Raw genomic sequence first — 17,277 nt, 5'->3', positions numbered from 1 at the left:
AAGAACTTTGAGCGTACTTTATCTCACGCCAAAGCCCAAATCGATCTTTGCTTCATCCGGCTAATGCTGAAGAGGCTTTCAGCCCCTTCTTAAGATATCAAATGGGCTCTATAGGAGTGGATGGGTGAATTGAGGTGACTAACGAGAGGTAGATGTTGGTTAGCAAAGAAGTGATTAACGAATGTCAAACTCAGTTAAAGAAGCGTGATGCACCACAGCACATTTGATAGAGCATTTTGGGTTTTATATTTCATGATGCTCAGTCACTTCAGTGACGATTTCTGTTAACTGCACATACATTTCAAAGGAAAAGCATTGTAGTGAGAAAGTTGTGGGGCGATCGCCAATCATCAACATTTACACCGCTACAAGAATTCAGGGTGGGCACCTTGTTGTGTAGTGTGCTTCACACGCAACACGCAACAATGCACTAACGAGATAAAACACAACACTTTCTTCCTAGAAGGCGGGATTTACCAGGGGCTGCCGATCATGGTAAAGGATGCCCAGAAGTAAGGGTGGGATAAGTCAATATCATTGGTTCCTACCAGGCCAGGAGATAAGGGAGTGACGCCATGAGGGGTTATGAGCTGGCCGTCCTCAAGGCGTGTTTCACCACGCAGCATAGAGAGTTGGGTTTCCCGGAGAGCTTCTGAGCGGGTCGGAGATTCTTGAAGCTGGCGATAAAACTCACTCATAAAGCCCAAGGTACCTGTATCGCTGACATACCAGAGACTCGCTAATACCGATCGCACCCCTGCTTGTACCGCCAAGCCGCCAAAGCCCAGTTCAGCCTGGTCATCGCCTAAAGCAGTTTTGCAGGCACTCAGCACCAACAGCTCGACAGGTGGCTCGTTCAAACGCAGTTGGCGCAGGTCATTGAGGGGGAGGCGGCGATCGCCAAACTGGATGTAGGAATTTTGCAATCCTCCCGTTTGAAAGTCGGCGTGGGTCGCTAAGTGCACAATGCTGTAGGGACGCTCATATCGGGTTTTCAGCAAATTCGCCTGGGTAAAGTTTTGATTCAGATAGAAAATGCTGTTAGGGACAGCAGAGGTTACAACAGTCAGTTCGGTTGGAACAGCGGGAAGTGGCAGTAACGTATCAAACTCTGACGCCCCCATTGCCAAAACAGGTACGTTGCGGAGATCCTGATAGTGCGTATCGGTCAGACTGAGGCTGGGCATCAGGCCGATGCTGTACCGCTCAATCAAAAACTGGTGGCCATCGTGGAGCACAGAAAGGGGAATTGAGCGCAATCCGCTATCCAGAATGAAGGCCAGATTGCCAATATTCTGGGATGCCAATTCATCCTCTAACGGAGCAATCAGCCATTGGTAGAGTTGCTGGGCTGAAGCAAGATAGCGATTGGAACGGAATCGGTTCGGTGCCGTAATCTCATTCACCAACTGCCGCCGGATCTGGGACACCATGCTTCGTGTTACCCCGGCAACCCGTTGGCGCACGATGTCGCCATTGGGCAACACCAACATAAGTTCCAGCTCATCCGTATCGCTGGGCTGCACCGTCAGTAGAGGCGTATTGGTAGGGTTGCCCTGCTCTAAGTAGTCGGTAAATTGATGGGAGGCGATCGCCTCTCGGTCGGCAAAGCCGTTTGGCAGTTGAATCTCAGGCGAGACAAAGCTGATATAGATCAAAGCTGGAGGAATACCCGTTTGTTCGGCCAGATTCAGAAGCATTGCGCGCGCTTCTACAACCGTGGGGATGTCTACAGGTGTCTCTTCGTTTACAGGAGGTAGACCTTCTTCCGTGGCCCCACAGTTGGCCTCGCATACAGGCGGTTCAGGCTCCTCCAAGTCAGGTAGATTATTCGTTAAGATGCTGACCGTTCCTCGGGTTGCGCTGTTGAAGAAGTAGCTTCCGACGTCAAAGGTATCGGTGCCATTGGTAATGGCGGCGCGGCTGCCATTATCGCCAAAATCGTCATCAATGAAGAAGGGAATACTACCATTGCCGCCGTGACGAATGGTGATTGCCCCACCGCCGAACCCACCCGCAGTGGAAATACTGGCCTGCTGACCGTTCCGATTGGAGAAGGAATCCGTTGCACGAAAAAAGCGACCCGCGGTGATGTCAACGGTACCACCTATACCATTGTCGCCGCCCTCCGCATTGATCCAACCGACTTGAACATCACCGATAGGATCCAGGGTTACATTCCCGCCATTGCCGATACGACCCGATGCGTCGATCGCCCCTGTTGTAATAGCGGTTTCAGCCCTGAGCGTAACATCCCCGCCCGTGGTTCCGGCTGTGGTAATGTCCCCTGTTGTAATAGAGCCATTACGGCTTGTTAGGGTAACTCGCTGCCCTGGACCTGCACTACCTGAAGCTTCAATGCCGCCCACCTGAATACCCTGAGCAGCTTCAATCACAACGGGGCCAGATGCAGAAATGTCATAATCCACCGATGGATTATCGAGATTGACCGTCATTCCAGCAAGGCGCAATCTTCCCAGCCCAGCTGCGATACTGCCAACAAAAGTTTCCCCTGTATTAAATTGAAAAGTATCGTCACCTCGTCCTCCCTGCAGGGTGGATATGGCCGCAAAGTTAAGGCCGCTAACTTGCCCTTGATTACGGCCCGTGATACGCCACGTCGTCTCCAGTTCGGGGCCAACAAGGGTAGAAAAACCACGTAAAAGCGTCGGTGTTCTCCCTAAAGCGCTCGTGTCATTTAGCGTGATGGTGCCGGTACCATTGGCTCCGGCAATGGTAATTGAACGAAAACCAGGTTGGATCTGTGCCAGTTCTGTTGTGGTTAAATCTAGAGCTACAGTGTTGTTATCGGTTCCGCCTAAGGCGATCGCCCCATTCTCTTCAAACGTTTGCAAGGTCAGGTTGCCACTTCCCGACACGGTGCTACCCAGGTCAATTTCTGAGCCAGTTAAGCGAATATCACCCACCAGCGTTAGCGCGTCGCCATAGTTCTGACCTGTGGACGCGCTCGTCGTCACGTCACCATTTAGTTGAGTGGCACCCCCGGCATTGGTCTGGATACTCGCCGCATTCACCGTGCTGCCAAACTGGGTCGTTCCGGTACTGTTGATGACGAGGTTGCCCAAAGGAACGGTGCTGCCGATCGCCTCTCTGAACGTCACGGCTCCTGCACCAGCATCCACCGTCAAAGCATAATTTCCATTGAATGAACCTGATAGCTCGATAGCACCTGTTGAGTTCCGATTCGTTAAGGAAATATCACGATTGAGCACAACGTCTCCCCGGAGCAAGATGTCATTGTTGTCGGTTTCAATCGTGCCAGTCGTGATAGTCCCTATTGCCGTCGTCAGGTTGACCGCGCCTCCAACGCGGGTCGTGTTACCGTAAGCGGTGATCGCTCCCGTCGTGATGGAACCATTGTTTGCCGTCAGGGTAATATCTCGACCGCCTCCATCTGCAAATGACAATGACGAGAGTAAACCTGTCGATAGAGAACCGTTGCTGCTTTCGAGCGTGATGGTTGCCCCAAAGCCACCCCCACTCAGCGTATTGATCGTCCCAGTTTGAACTGTATCTCTGGCAGATACTCGAACCGTACCCCCATCACCACTGAAGCGAGTTGTGATGTAGGTACTGGCATTAATATTCCCGGCGGTAATACTGCCATTGGGAGCTAGCAGGGTAACATCCCCTGCATTTAGATAATTGAAATCCCCAGGAAAATCATCATTGGCCGCAGTGTTTATTGAACCGACGGTCATATTGCCATTATTGGCCACAAGGGTAATGGCTCCGGCTGGTGCAACGGTTGAATCGCCTAAGTCGATATTGCCCGCACTAATTCCGGCCCCTGTAATCGTGAGCGATCGCCCCAATGCCTGCAATGTGTTGGTGGCATTCTGCATGATGAACGAGCCCACCCCACTACCATCAGCATCCGCTGTCAGGGTAATGGTTCCAGTTCCGGCTGCAAAGGTCAAAAACCCATCCGCTAACGGATTGATGGTGATGTCATTGGTTGCTTCAAGGACAACGTTAGCGTTACCGTCCAGGGCTTCCAGCGCGGCCTCAGAAATGGTGTAGGCGTCGGCATCCTGCCCTGCCAAAATTAGCCCTGCCAGCTCACCGGCAGGAACGTCAGCATCCAACTGGCCATCATCGGCTCCCCCCGTTCCACTGACAATCACAATGTTGGTGGGATCTAACAGGAGAGTACCGAGCAAGCCTTGGGGAGCCCTCAAGTCCGTCGTTCCCCGAAACACCAAATCTTGTGCACCCGACACCTCTACAAAACCGCCATTCCCCGAAAGGGAACCTCCTTGCGCTGAAATGGTGCCTGCGAAGTAGGTCGTATCATCGGCCCACAGAATTACCCGTCCACCCGGGCCACTGTTCAACGCATCCGCGGCAAGACTCGAACCCTGACTGACATAGGTACGAGATGCATTGAAAACAGAACCGCTCCCCTGGTAGTCACCCCCAATGCGGATGGTGCCACCACCATTGGTTCCAGATGCATCCAGCGTGGCATTGAGGAGAGCAACGCGATCGCCCAACACATGAATTCCTGCCGCCGCCGTTCCCGCTGCATTGAGGGTTCCAGCCACTAATGTCGTTCCATCCTGCACGGGTACATCAGCTCCATGCAATCGAACGCTACCATCGGAGTTCACGGTGAGCTGGGAGACGGTGCCCACGTTACCACCGGTCAGTAGCTGCGGTAATGAGAGCGGCGTCAGGGCGACCGGGTTCAGGGTCATATCCCAAGTGCCATCGGGGGCATCCAACTCCAGGCTCAGTAAACTACCTGCCTGGCTCAAGCGCACACGATTCCCACCGGGCACTGCCGCCAGAGTAATGGTGCCTCCGGGCGCGGAGAGATTACCCGTATTAGTCACCGTACTTCCCAATAGACTCAGGCTTTCCCCAGGTTGAACAGCCAGGTCAGCGAAATTGGCGATCGCTCCGCCATTGATCAGGGAAAATGCAAAGCTATCTGGCGTATCTATCAGATCGCCGTAGGTGTTCTCGCCTGAGGCATTAAACCAGCGATCGCCAAATCCAATACCCGTTGCCGTCGTTGCGAAGAAGGAACCCGATACATCTAACCGTGCATTGGGGCCGAAGACAATTCCGGCAGGATTCATCAAATACAGGTTCGCACTACCACCCTGCACCTGAAGCAGACCATTAATAATAGAGGCATCTCCCCCCGTCACCCGTCCCAAAATATTTTCAATATCGGGCTGGGCAAGGAAGGTAGCGATTTCATCGGCATCCAGCCCCAATCGCTCAAAGCTATGGAAAAGGTTTTCGCGGGCACGGGTACCGCCGGTAATGGTGTAGCGTTCGCCCTCCTGTAATACTTGCGTGCCTGTGTCATCACCGGCAGAAGTAATGGATTGGGCTAATAAGGGTGCTGAAGCGAGAAGCAGGAACAGGAGCGAAACAGAAATTGAAAGCGATCGCCGATGCATGAGAGACATCATCCCGCAATAGATAGCCAGGGAAAACTCCTAAGGGAATTATCTACGGAGAAGATATTAAGGTAACAAAGTGTTAAAAAAACTTACAGCATTAGTCCCCTTGACGAAGTGCCTATGCGATGAATAAGTGGTGTTTGTACCCTGTACAGCTACATCATCTGAGTTCGCGTAAGCCCTGAAAAGAAGAGAAGTAGGATAAAGCCCCACCTCTCTCCTTTGTAACGATTGCTATAGAACGCAATAGATGAGTATCAACTCAGGAAATCGTGCCTTTCTCCTGGGGCTCTTCTACAGATATGGTCGCCACCGGATGCCCCTGGTAATAATCCTGAAACACTTGGAAAATACAAATCAGGCTTACAAGAGCCACCACCAGAACCGGGGGTAGACTGTAGCCAAAAACTGCCAGAGCCAGCAGCGCCATTGATGCTGCCATCCGATAACGAGCCCGTACCTGGCAACGGAAAATTATCCCCGTCCGGTGTAGAAGCCCCAGGGCCAGCATGCAACAGGCAATCGCACCACATAACAGCCAGCGCACCTCAGAGGGGAGAGCTGTAGTTGCTGGGTCGTGGGCGATCGCATGCTCTACGGCCACCCCAGCCGCCGGGATACCAATCACCAACGGCAGGTGCCCATAAAGCCAGAACTGAAAAATTTTGAGTTGCCCCGAGCGACTAGCATCTCGGAGAGCTTGCCCACCAACGTTTTCAAAATAAATCCACCACAGGCTAAAAGCGATGCTAAAGCCGAAAATAGCGGTCAGTACGGAGAGGAGTTCCCAATGCTGTTCTGAGACACCATTGGTTACGGCCACGATGGCTTCCCCCAAAACGATAATCACAAACAGGCCAAAACGTTCGGGCAAGTGCTCCAGGTGAGGCAGCAGGTTGGCCTGATAGCGGGTTCCTGTTAACGGGGTGGCAATGTCAATCGCCATACCCACCACCCAGAAGACAAAGCGGTAAGGAATGGGAAAAAAGAGGGAGAAGAGCCAGATGGCACAGGCGATCGCAAACCCAGTAGCATAGTGAGTCGCTAATTGCCGCGCCGAAGGCAGGTGCCGTGCTGCCCGAATGTATTGCAACACCAGCACCACTCGCACCGCCACATAAGAGAGTGCAAAACCAACGGAGCTTTCCCCTAAGGCGTCGTGGATGTTGACCGCCATGGCTGCAATGAACAGCATTTGCACAGCCGTCAGGAGGCGATGCCCCACATCGTCGACATCAAAGCGGTTGGAGTAGAAGGTAATTCCAATCCACGCCCACCACAGAGGCAGGAAGAGTAACAAAAAGCCCAAAAAACCCATCATCGAAAGGTGTTTGCTCAAGTAATGAGCTTCCTGAGCAACCGCCACCACAAACACTAAATCTAGAAACAATTCCAGCCAAGTTGCCCGACGGGACTCGTCTTCCAGCCCATTGCCCACCCGGAGCTTCGGAGCGTGAAACCAGTGCGGCATGATCATAGTTTTTGCCGTTGCTGAGTTGAGGGTATAAAGTGCACCAAAACCAGTCATTTCCTATGCACTTTATACCCTGCACTTAGCAACAAATAGTTTTCTATAGAAACGATTACAAAGTTTGATAAAGCAGCAGTCGTGCCCCAGTACTTCGTCGAGCAACCCTTGTTCATTGAGGAGTTTCGAGGAGTTAATGGGGCCTGCAAAGCACACCCCATCAACTCCTTGTTCCTTTAGTGAAAGATTACTACTTCACCAAAAGAAATCAACTTGATGTTCAAAGATGGTAGTTGTAAGGCACCCTCAGCTCTAAACATAGGAAAACTTAAGCCACCGCATACCAGTTAGGTGTGCCATTAAACATTAGTTCGGACAGTTTTTCTGAAACCGTTGATTTTGCGTGCGCTTCGCGCACGCAAAATCAACGGTTTCAGAAAAACTGTCCAGAGTATTGATTAAACGTAAGGTCTAAATGGCTATACCATCTGCTAAACGGGCAGCACAGCCTTTTGAGGCTATATCCAATTAGACTGAGCTACTTGAATTTGCTTATTCATACGTTTTGCACTAAAAAATCAACCTTATAAACCAGATAAACCGGACCCTAATGTCTCCTCCTAAAGGGAGGATGCTAGGCTATTTCTCAAGGCTATGATTTCGTGCAGGGTCGTCTGCGTTCACTGATTAGGATTGTGGGTTCGCCGATGAGCTTAGTTCCCCATCACCCCTCCGACGCTTCCTCAGACAGGAATCTGGAGTTTACCACCTCAGCACGTCGCCGCCCATGGGGCTGGCAGTCGTGGGTAGTTGTTTCCGGCTTGCTAATACTGCCCGCTGGGGTCGCCTTTTTTGCGCTAACCGAACTGATGCAGATCCCGGCGGTACCCCAGTGTTTTAACGCTCGTCAGTCACCCCCATCCCACCAGATCTATTGCGCAGAGCAGTTAGCCAGCAAGCACGATACTGAAAGCTTACGACGGGCTATCTTATTGGCCAATGCGATCGATCGAAAACACCCACTGCGGGATGAGGGCGATCGCCTGATCAACATTTGGGCTCAGGAAATCCTGCGACGTGCGGAAGCCGAGTTTCAGAATGGCAACTTGCAAGGGGCTATCGACATCGCCCAACAGGTCCCCTCCCGCATCCGTCCTTACCAACAGGTACAGCAAACCGTGCAAGCCTGGGAAGACCTCTGGCAAACAGCTGAGGAGCTGTATCAGCAAGGCCAAACCGCCATTGAACAAGAGGAGTGGTACGAAGCACTTTCAGTGGGTCGTCGTCTGCTGCAATTAGACAATCGTTACTGGACAACAGAGCGCTACCGGGAACTGATGCGTCAGCTTCAAGTAGCCCGCGATAACCAGAAAAACAACAAGAATAAACCCAAAATCGCCCAAAGCCCCCCCAGCGCTCCCCCTGCAAACGTTGAAGATTTTTTGTCTCAGTGGGAACGAGAACAGGAAGAGGAAGACCGCTCTCGGCTACAGCGGGCTCAACAACAGGCCCAAAGTGGTGATGTGGAAGCATTAAAAGCAGCGATCGCCGAAGCCCAAGGCATCCTCTATGGCACAGACAGCTACGACACGGCGCAGCAGGCGATCGCCCAATGGCGTCAGCAAATGGAGACTTTAGAAGACCGCCCCTACATTGAGCGAGCTCAGCAGTTAGCGAACCAGGGGGATCTCCAGGGCGCTATTAGCGAGGCCAGCAACGTGAGCTGGGGACGAGCTTTATATGGAGAAGCTCGCGGGTACATTGATACCTGGCGCGACCAGGCTTATCAGCAGGAAGCCCAGCGACGCAATGCCGAAATGGAACGGATAATACGTCCATCCGCCATTCCAGCTGCTACTCCAATCCCTGCACAATCCACAACCTCAACTCCCACAACGCAACGCAACCCGTCTCCATCTCCCGGGGTTCCTGCCATCGATGGCCCGGTCAATTAAGGAGATTTCCGAGAAATAATATCCCCATTTTTGGGGGAAGTTCTTTTCCAGAAATCACCTAAGGATCAGAAACAAAACAACCTGTAATTCTTTTTGTGGGAGTGGCGGCAGAGCCGCCACTCCCACAAAAAGAATTACAGGTTATTAAATGCACGATCCTAAGTCAGAATTGACACATTTTTAGTAACGTCAGCAGGCCCCAAGTTGCCGTTTTATAGGTGAGTAAAATTCACCTATAAAACGGCAACTTGGGTTCAGAGTGTTTCCAAGTGCTGTGCAACGCGCGGCACTTGGAAACACTCTGAACCTGAAAAGCTAATAAAACGTCCGTCGTTCTGGATAGATTGGGGCAGCCTATAACACTGCCCCAATCTGTTACTGATTACAGAGACCTTAGAGTTTGAGGCACAACCGAATCCCGTTGGGGACGCTCAGAACGGGAGGGCTGCAAGCCAGAGTCCATCAGAAACACCACCAGGACGAGGAAGATGATGAACAGAGGCCACGGAAGTTCAGTATTGGGAGAGCGTTTTTCAACTTTCGATAAATCACGCTTGAAATCGCACAAAATACATTGATACAAATCAGGATTACGAACAACAAGCGTTTTGCGTCCACAACTGGGACACTCAGCAAGATCTGGCATAGCTGTTACCTCCGGGGGCCAGGAAGTGACGATGGGCTATTGAATGAGATTGGATTTACAGCAGATGCAATTGATAAAAAGCGATCGCTGGGCTGAGCTGAGCAACGAGTCCTGGGCGTTGGCATCAATATGACGGCACATTCCAGCCGACCAACATGAGTGAGGATTGTCTCACTATTAGAATCATGGAGAGATACTCTTATTCCGCAAAGCCGCAGTAGGGCATCCATATCCATTGGTCATAGAGAATTACGTTGCTGACAGCGCTTTGCATTTAGAACGCCATCCGATTTTTCAGATTTAAATCCATTGGGTCATCTCACTCGTTTACGTTGTATGGACGTAAGTTCACACAACGTAAACCCTGGTGTAGATTTCTGGAGAAAAGCCGGATACTCGCTTGAATCCTGTGGATACAGATGCCATGCTAGGAGTGGGTTTCAAAAAATAAAGCCATGGAGCAACGGGTTGGGTTGATAATTTTAGGGCTGGTGGGGGCGATCGCCTTAGATGGTCTCTACGCAGTCACAACAGGTCGGCCCTGGCGTCTCCGTCAGGAGGTAGAAATCGTGCCGGTTTCTGTACAGGCCGGTTCTGCAGACGAGCAACAGCTCCTGGACACGTTAGAACATGATGGTGGACAGGACATCAAAATGATCTTGACGGAACCCTGCAACCCAGCGAATAAAATTCTCGGGTGGAAGATTGAGGCCGGAGGATTTCTCACCCCTGTAGCTCCCATGGGTTGCCAGTCTCCAGATCCAGACATCGCGGATCAGATCGTTGTGCAGTGATGCTCCATCAATCGCTTCAAGACCCGCGCAACTGACCATGATTCAACCCGCTTTTGACCCCACCGACGAGCTGCTGGCTGGGTATGTCCTGGGTGACCTCACCCCCGATGAGCAGGCGACTGTCGAACAGTATCTAGCCCAAGACTCTCAGGCGATCGCCCAGGTAGAACAGCTCCGCTCCACGCTGGCCCTCCTTTCTATGGCAGCTTCAGCCGCTTCTCTCCCCACGGCTGAGGCGGATAGTGCTCCTATTGCTCCTGACGATCGCATGTTTCAGGACGCTCAACCCGGTTCTCTACCCCACCTTCCCCTAGAATCCGCCGCTTCCCTCTCCACGCCTGAGGCGGATCGCCCCCCTGCGGCTCTGCGCGATCGCATTCTTCAAGCGGCGACTCCCGAGCCGCAACGTGCCCGGCCCCGGCGGTTAGGCGATCGCCAGCTCTGGAGCATTGGCGGCATTGCGGCTTTCGTTTTGTTGGGATTGGGCCTGGGTAACTATCGGCTGCAGCAGGAACTCATGGCCTCTCGCCAGAAGGTACAGGAATATGAAGGGGCGATCGCCATCCTCCAGCAGCCCCAAAACCGTCTGCTCAATCTGCAACCCGTTAGCCAGACCCAATCTCCTACAGGAAGCCTGGTACTGGCTCCGCATGGAAATGTGGCAATGCTGACCTTACAAAATCTCAAGCCCCTTCCAAGCGGCATGGTTTACCGCATGTGGGCGTTTGCGACTACTGGCGAAAAATTTGACTGTGCCACCTTTACTCCCGATGCCTCGGGTCAGGTGTTGCTAAAGCTGACCATGAATCCCTACTGGGCCGAGGCAACCACGGTTGTCATCAACATTGAACCTCTACAATCCACAGCCACCATGAAGCCGGAGAGGGTTCTGACCAGCGAACTCTAGCGCTGTACATCCGTCTGAGCCTCCAGGGATTCCTCCACGTCATCTCGCAACGTTGATAGGAAATCGTATCCTGTCAACCGTTCAATCTGATCTACAGATTGGCGATATTGTCGCCAATCATTTTCGCGAATATCTTCCACGTTGGGCAAAATTACAGCAATGACGCGATCGCCCGCTCCAATCTCTTCTGCTGAGGTGATGGGCTGATCCAGCACCACAATAATCTTCCACACAACCTCCGGCACCGTCACTCGGCCACGCCCAATCGTTGTCCGTGGCCCCCGCTCTCCCACGCCTCCGATACCTGAGGCTCCAGCGATAATGTAAAGCTCTTTGCCCTGATTAACCAGTTGTCGGCAGTATGTTTCCAGGGCGTTCCATGGCCCCTGATTATTGTCTCGCGCCTGGGGCACGATGTTGGTCATCAGGAAAACAGCAGCGCTGTCTTCAGGGCTACGGTTGCGATCGGCGGCGGGCACCAGGTGGCCCCGGTCGAAACCGCTACCGGAGTAATCGTTAGGGGTGACGACATACCAGCCCTCCGGCAGGGAGCGATCCGCCTGGAAAGGAGGCCGTTCCCCATTCCCCAGCCAGGAACGGGTGAGCTGCCAGCTGGCCCAGTTGGCGATCGCCCGATCGCGGCCATAGGACAGGACATACTGGGGCCGCACAATGAGATAGTTGTTGGCACTGTCGGGGTCGGCGATCGCACCACTGGGATTACCCAACAACAGATTTACGTTCTCTACCCGCTGAGCTGAGGGAGCAAATAGTGTGCAGCCCGATAACAGCAGAGGTAAGGCAATGAGCCAGGCCCATCGACTGTGGCTTGTGGAGTTTTGGTGCGATCGCCAGATACCCATAGCTTACGTGCTTGTTGATGTGTGCCGTTAGCGGGTGGCACCTTGGTCTTGAATGTAACGCAATTACGGGAAGAAACCCTACTTTTGATACGGTTAACATCCCTGTGGGTCCTATACCCTAGACGATAGGATAAATGAGTGAGGATGACCCGCCAATAAGGAGCACCTGGGATGCAAAGCACGTACGATCCAGATAAGCGCAGACTCTTAACCGCGTTATCGCATGGGTCAATCTTTATTAGTACGCTCATCTTTTCCATCGGAATTCCCATTGCCATTTTGTTTGTCTCAGATGACCCAGTTGTGAAAGAAAACGCAAAAGAAGCGATTAACTTTCACTTGAATGTGTGGCTGTGGGGTATCATCGTCGGCATTTTGGTCTTTCTGTTGGTGGGGTATCTAATTGTGCCCTTCTTCTTCGTATATCACTGGGCCTTACCGATCTGGGCTATTGTTCAGTGCTTAGGTAATCAAGACTACGTCCACCGCTACCCCTTCATTTTCCGAGTGGTGTAAAACAATAACGAGTGAGCCCCTGGCATTTAATGCCAGGGGCTGATTTTTTTAAGAGCGGCACATGTCGTGAGTCCCTCCCCACAAAAGGGGCATGAGTATAATGATTACGCCTTGGGCATTCTAAACACACAGTTCACTGGATAACTTCATGTGGAAGCTACCAGGAACTTTGTCGCTGAAACAAAGTATTGCATCCCTTTCACCACACGTTCTCCACGGGATGTGTCTGTCTGGTATTCCGTCACTTAAGTTCTTGCGCTACCGTCCCATGGTTTCTATCCCCCTTCCCAATGCCGGGTTGCCTCGCCCTTTTCAATTTGAAGCCAGCACGAACCCCTTGAGCCTCAACTCCACGGTTGGGGATTTGCCATTGCACTGGTGGGCCGTCGATGGTGCCACACGAGCTACCGAAGTCGCCAATCAATTTGAGCAGTATCCGGAGGTACCCGGCGTCATCCTGCAACAGGATGGACAATTGCTGGGGCTGATGGCACGGCAGCGATTTCTGGAATACCTGTTACGACCTTATGGTAGTGAGTGGTTTTTGGCGCAACCGATGCGGGTGCTTTATAGCTATGCCCGTTGCCCCTATCTGCTATTGCCAGCACAAACTCCCATCCTACAGGCGGTGCAACAGGCTCTGCGGCGATCGCCCGAACAACGCCCTGACCCTATCGTTGTGCAGCGTGAGGACGGTCTGTTGTGTCTGCTAGACATTCACGAACTCTATCGGGCTGACTGGCAAATTCGCGGCATTGAAACTCAGGTTCGGTTTGAGCGCTTCCACTTGCAGATGGTGCAGCACGAAAAGATGGCGGCTCTGGGACGCCTGGTAGATGGTGTGGCCCATGAAATTCTCGACCCTGTCGGATTTATTTGGGGTAACTTAGTTCATTTGTCAGACTATGTGAACCAGCTCATGGAGCTGTTGTCTGCCTATGATGCCGCTTGGGGTGAGGTGCCTGCTGACATCGCCGCCCTGCAAGAGTCTATTGAGCTGGATTACCTGAAAGCTGACTTGCCCCGCACCCTGACAAGCATTCAAACGGGAGCCAGTCGCCTCAAAAAATTAGCGAGCAGCCTGCAAACGTTTTGCCACATTGACGAGGTTTACCCTAAACCCGCCGACCTGCACGATTGCCTGGACAGTCTTGTTCTACTGCTGGAAAGCCGCTTGACCGGCGAAATTCGATTTACTCGCCAGTACGGTCATTTGCCACCGGTTCCCTGTTATCTGGGCCAACTCAGCCAGGTGTTCATCAGTCTGCTCAGCCGTGCCGTTGAGGTGCTGCTCAATCCAGCTCTACAAGCCCAATGGAATGAGGGCACTCCTTCTTCCTGTCAGCTTCCTGCAAAACCTGAAATTACGATTACGACTGAAGTTTACTCTGATCTTCAAGGTTCAACAGCCTCCCGCTGGGTAGTCATCTGCATTGCCGACAATGGCCCACCGCTCTCCCCCTGGCAGCACCAGCAGATTCAGGATTCCTTCTCAGTGGAACAGCGCGCGACTCGGGAAACGAATTTAGCAATGAGCTACCAAATTGTTACAGCCCGGCATGGAGGACGTCTGGAGTTGCGATCGCCCTCCTCTACCCCCTTGGAGAGCGCTCCACTCCAAGAAGGCACTGAGTTTAAGGTATGGCTACCCTTGATGTAATACCCTCGTACATCACTCAATTCAATACTCTGTACAGTTTTTCTGAAACCCTTGATTTTGCGTGCGCGAAGCGCACGCAAAATCAAGGGTTTCAGAAAAACTGTCCGAACTAATGTCAATTGAAAAATGATGTAGATGGAAGTTGATAGAAACAAAAAGGCTTCTGGGAGTCTTTCCGTGTTTCGACCCCAGAAGCCTTTCGCACTCCTCACACTTTCATTATAAAAAATACAGATTTTGTAAGGTTTTGTCGAGAACTACGTGACACTTTTTAAAACTGGCATATATACCTAAGACAATTCAATCGCCCAAAACCTTATACAAAATCCGGCTATACAGCTGTCTGTTTTTGGTTGAGATGTCTGTGTAGCAAGCATCTCAACCAAAAACAGACAGCTGTATAGCATTCTTATAAGGTGTCTCATACAGCACGCCTCACAAAAATGAGGAATGTTCCACACGTGTGGATGGGATGTGGTGAAAGGGAAACGAAATACCCCTTTCACCACATCCCATCCACAGATTTGAAATATGACACAAAAATGTATGAAGGTTTTATGAGGTAGCAAGCCCGTTGCATAAGCTTTTTAACTTGTAAAACTTAAGAAGTTTATTGGGCTACTATCCTGTTTCATGCATGTGGTTCATTGGTGTAGATGGGACGATGAGAACCTATGACGTGATTTATAACGTGGTGCGTCGGATCCCCTACGGGCAGGTAGCAACCTACGGACAGATAGCCGATCTGGCCGGGATGTATGGTAAAGCTCGGCTGGTGGGGTACGCTCTGTATCGAGTGGTCGTTGACTCAGATGTTCCCTGGCACCGGGTGGTGAATGCTCAAGGGCGAGTGTCAGAGTCACCGTTCCGTAACGGAAGTGATGCATTGCAACGGGTATTGTTAGAGGCTGAAGGAATTCAATTCCGTGCCGATGGTACCCTCAGCCTGCGAGAATATCTTTGGCGACCTGACGTACTGGAGAACAATCCATGAACGGTGTCCGGCAGCTACACGCCCAGCTATGCTCCTCAAAGCACAAGGAGTTGGTGAAGGCGAAGCACTTATCCACTCCTTCTGTCTTAAGGAACATGGTTATCGCTATCAGCCGCAGGATTCTAACTGGGATTACAGCCTTTGCTCTGGGAATGTTGGTGTGGAGCAGTAATGGGTTAGGTGGGTGGGCGATCGCTCCCCACTCAGCGAGCATAGCCATTGCTGCCCCTATGTTTGCCCAACCCTTCCTGGTTGACGAGCCTTCCTCCCTGATATCCCCCGACCTTCTGCCTCCAGACCCCCTACCCACTCCAGTTCCCGATCGCTACGAATACCGGACACTGCATACCCGCGATAGCACCGGCAAACGCTATATGGGTCGCGACATCGCCCGTTATATGGACCATAGCGGAGCGGCCTGGTTAGAGCGAGCCAACCGTGAGTTAGAAGAACAACCCAGTGCTTTGATCAACGCCCTGGGGCTCAGGCCAACCGATGTGGTAGCCGACATCGGGGCCGGAACAGGGTACTTCAGCCTGCGAATTAGCCCTTTTGTGCCACAGGGCCGCGTCATTGCCGTCGATATTCAGCCTGAGATGCTGGATATGCTGAATTTTTTCAAGGCAGCTAGTGGAGCTGAGAATGTCGAGACTATCCTTGGGCAACCGGATAACCCGAACCTGCCCGTTGGGGAAGTAGACCTGGCGTTGCTGGTGGATGCGTACCACGAGTTTGAATATCCCTACGAAATGATGGAGGCGATCGCTAAAGCCCTCAAACCCGGAGGCCGCGTCGTCATGGTGGAGTACCGGGGGGAGAACTGGCTATTGCCAATTAAGCCGCTGCACAAGATGACTCAAAAGCAAGTCAAACGAGAAATGGCTGCTGTAGGATTGCACTGGGATGAAACGCTAGATTTTTTACCCGAGCAGCATGTGTTGATTTTTTCAAAACCCAGCGACATGGCTGATGGATAGGAACGGATATGAGCTCCGCCTGTATAGAAACGGTTCACGTTTAAGTGAGATGTCCCCGCAGAAAACATCTCACCTAAACGTGAACTACATCAGCAGAAAGCCCCGCAAAAGAGGGTGTTGAGGTAAACCTCAACACCCTCTTTTACAGAAGGACAAGCCTAGTACGCTGAGGCGGAAATCCATCACCTATGTTTTGTGTGGGGTGCTTCGCACCCCACACAAAACATAGGTTGTGAACTTAGGCCGCAGCCTACTAGCTTTTACGACTTAGCAGCAATGCGAGTTGAGCGGAACGTTACATTAACGCCCTCATTCGATTGCTCCAGCACAAGTAATGGCGTAGGCTTCGCTTTCTGATCCCAATGCATATAAGCAATTCGCCCTTGAATTGTAGGTTGCCAATTTTCATCAGCCTCCTGGCTCATAAAGGTCGTCATGCATTCAATGATCTGCTTAACCGTAACGGAGGTAGGCTGAGCTGGGATCTTTGCCAACTTGATTTGAATTCGGAACAGGACGCCTTTCTTACCAGTGGGCGACTCGGACAGGTTGTATTCAACGTCAAAAATCTCATCCACTTGGCGGCTGGCACTGGCCATCCCCAAATTGCCCTCTTCAGCCTGATGAGGCCGTAGGGCAACCGTGATTTTTTCTTTGACCTTGATCTTGATTTGGTTAACGATCGCAAAGTGAAACTGCTCCTCTTCCATCCGCATCCGCAGATAGTCAAGGTTAAATTCGCGGGAGTGAACCAGGTCTGGGTTCTTTTCCATCTTGCTGATGGTATTTAGGGCCAGTTTGAGCTTCTTTTGTAATTCGCGATTCTTATACTCCTCAAATCGCTTTTCTTTTTTAAGCTTCTTGACCATGTAGTAGTTGTACGCTCCCAGACCCACCAGTAGAAGCACCATCATTAACGTGGAATACATCCAGACTTGTCCTCCCTTAGGTTGGGAAGGCGGGGCCTGTGCCAGCGTTGGTTCAACGAGAATGAGGTGGTCAGCCATAGCAGGGTAGATTGAATGGATTTGACATTCCTATTAGTTATAGAATTCC

General features: G+C 51.7%; 12 protein-coding genes and 1 pseudogene. 8 read left to right on the top strand and 5 right to left on the bottom strand.

The genetic code is table 11. The features are described 5' to 3' along the window. Window positions 1-93, top strand: a pseudogene (locus tag H6F91_RS28555) (IS5/IS1182 family transposase); the annotation flags it as partial. 380 nt (window positions 94-473) lie between these two features. On the opposite strand, the gene H6F91_RS12565 reads toward H6F91_RS28555, so the two are convergent. Both H6F91_RS12565 and H6F91_RS12560 read right to left on the bottom strand, forming a co-directional pair. Then, on the bottom strand, window positions 474-5,450 hold the full coding sequence (locus H6F91_RS12565; protein WP_190789371.1) for a CHAT domain-containing protein: 4,977 nt from the start codon (window positions 5,448-5,450) through the stop codon (window positions 474-476). A 253-nt stretch (window positions 5,451-5,703) separates the two neighbouring features. Next, window positions 5,704-6,912: a low temperature requirement protein A gene (locus H6F91_RS12560; RefSeq protein ID WP_190770906.1), complete on the bottom strand. Its 1,209-nt coding sequence runs from the start codon at window positions 6,910-6,912 to the stop codon at window positions 5,704-5,706. A gap of 704 nt (window positions 6,913-7,616) precedes the next feature. Between H6F91_RS12560 and H6F91_RS12555 the strand changes: the two genes are divergently transcribed. Continuing rightward, window positions 7,617-8,864: a hypothetical protein gene (locus H6F91_RS12555; protein ID WP_190773458.1), complete on the top strand. Its 1,248-nt coding sequence runs from the start codon at window positions 7,617-7,619 to the stop codon at window positions 8,862-8,864. A 382-nt stretch (window positions 8,865-9,246) separates the two neighbouring features. Here the strand turns inward: H6F91_RS12555 and H6F91_RS12550 are convergent, their stop codons facing one another. After that, window positions 9,247-9,510 carry a hypothetical protein gene (locus tag H6F91_RS12550; protein WP_190773459.1) on the bottom strand — a complete coding sequence of 88 codons (264 nt, stop codon included), beginning with the start codon at window positions 9,508-9,510 and terminating at the stop codon, window positions 9,247-9,249. A gap of 455 nt (window positions 9,511-9,965) precedes the next feature. On the opposite strand from H6F91_RS12550, the gene H6F91_RS12545 reads away from it, so the two are divergent. Continuing rightward, the gene (locus H6F91_RS12545; RefSeq protein WP_190773460.1) at window positions 9,966-10,304 is read left to right on the top strand and encodes a hypothetical protein; all 339 of its coding nucleotides are present in this window, start codon (window positions 9,966-9,968) and stop codon (window positions 10,302-10,304) included. A 37-nt stretch (window positions 10,305-10,341) separates the two neighbouring features. Beyond that, window positions 10,342-11,211 carry an anti-sigma factor gene (locus H6F91_RS12540; RefSeq protein ID WP_190773461.1) on the top strand — a complete coding sequence of 290 codons (870 nt, stop codon included), beginning with the start codon at window positions 10,342-10,344 and terminating at the stop codon, window positions 11,209-11,211. On the opposite strand, the gene H6F91_RS12535 is transcribed toward H6F91_RS12540, so the two are convergent. Further along, window positions 11,208-12,074, bottom strand: coding sequence for a DNA/RNA non-specific endonuclease (locus H6F91_RS12535; RefSeq protein ID WP_190773462.1), 867 nt, complete (start codon window positions 12,072-12,074; stop codon window positions 11,208-11,210). The two genes, H6F91_RS12540 and H6F91_RS12535, sit on opposite strands and share 4 nt — an antisense overlap. Before the next feature lie 171 nt (window positions 12,075-12,245). Between H6F91_RS12535 and H6F91_RS12530 the strand changes: the two genes are divergently transcribed. The 4 genes from H6F91_RS12530 to H6F91_RS12515 all read left to right on the top strand — a co-directional run bounded on the left by H6F91_RS12530 (window position 12,246) and on the right by H6F91_RS12515 (window position 16,221). Next, the gene (locus H6F91_RS12530; protein WP_190773463.1) at window positions 12,246-12,590 is read left to right on the top strand and encodes a DUF4870 domain-containing protein; all 345 of its coding nucleotides are present in this window, start codon (window positions 12,246-12,248) and stop codon (window positions 12,588-12,590) included. 148 nt (window positions 12,591-12,738) lie between these two features. Beyond that, window positions 12,739-14,250: an ATP-binding protein gene (locus tag H6F91_RS12525; RefSeq protein WP_199307785.1), complete on the top strand. Its 1,512-nt coding sequence runs from the start codon at window positions 12,739-12,741 to the stop codon at window positions 14,248-14,250. 664 nt (window positions 14,251-14,914) lie between these two features. After that, window positions 14,915-15,244 (top strand): MGMT family protein, encoded by a 330-nt coding sequence (locus H6F91_RS12520; protein WP_190773465.1) that lies wholly within the window; start codon window positions 14,915-14,917, stop codon window positions 15,242-15,244. A 95-nt stretch (window positions 15,245-15,339) separates the two neighbouring features. Next, complete coding sequence (locus H6F91_RS12515) at window positions 15,340-16,221, top strand: class I SAM-dependent methyltransferase (RefSeq protein WP_242035754.1); 882 nt, start codon at window positions 15,340-15,342, stop codon at window positions 16,219-16,221. Window positions 16,222-16,481: 260 nt separating this feature from the next. Here the strand turns inward: H6F91_RS12515 and H6F91_RS12510 are convergent, their stop codons facing one another. Then, window positions 16,482-17,228 carry a hypothetical protein gene (locus H6F91_RS12510; RefSeq protein ID WP_190773466.1) on the bottom strand — a complete coding sequence of 249 codons (747 nt, stop codon included), beginning with the start codon at window positions 17,226-17,228 and terminating at the stop codon, window positions 16,482-16,484. Window positions 17,229-17,277: the final 49 nt, after the last annotated feature.

It is taken from the genome of Leptolyngbya sp. FACHB-8, assembly GCF_014695575.1.
Lineage (GTDB): Bacteria > Cyanobacteriota > Cyanobacteriia > Elainellales > Elainellaceae > Vacuolonema.
This window is presented reverse-complemented; position numbering and strand designations above follow the sequence as displayed.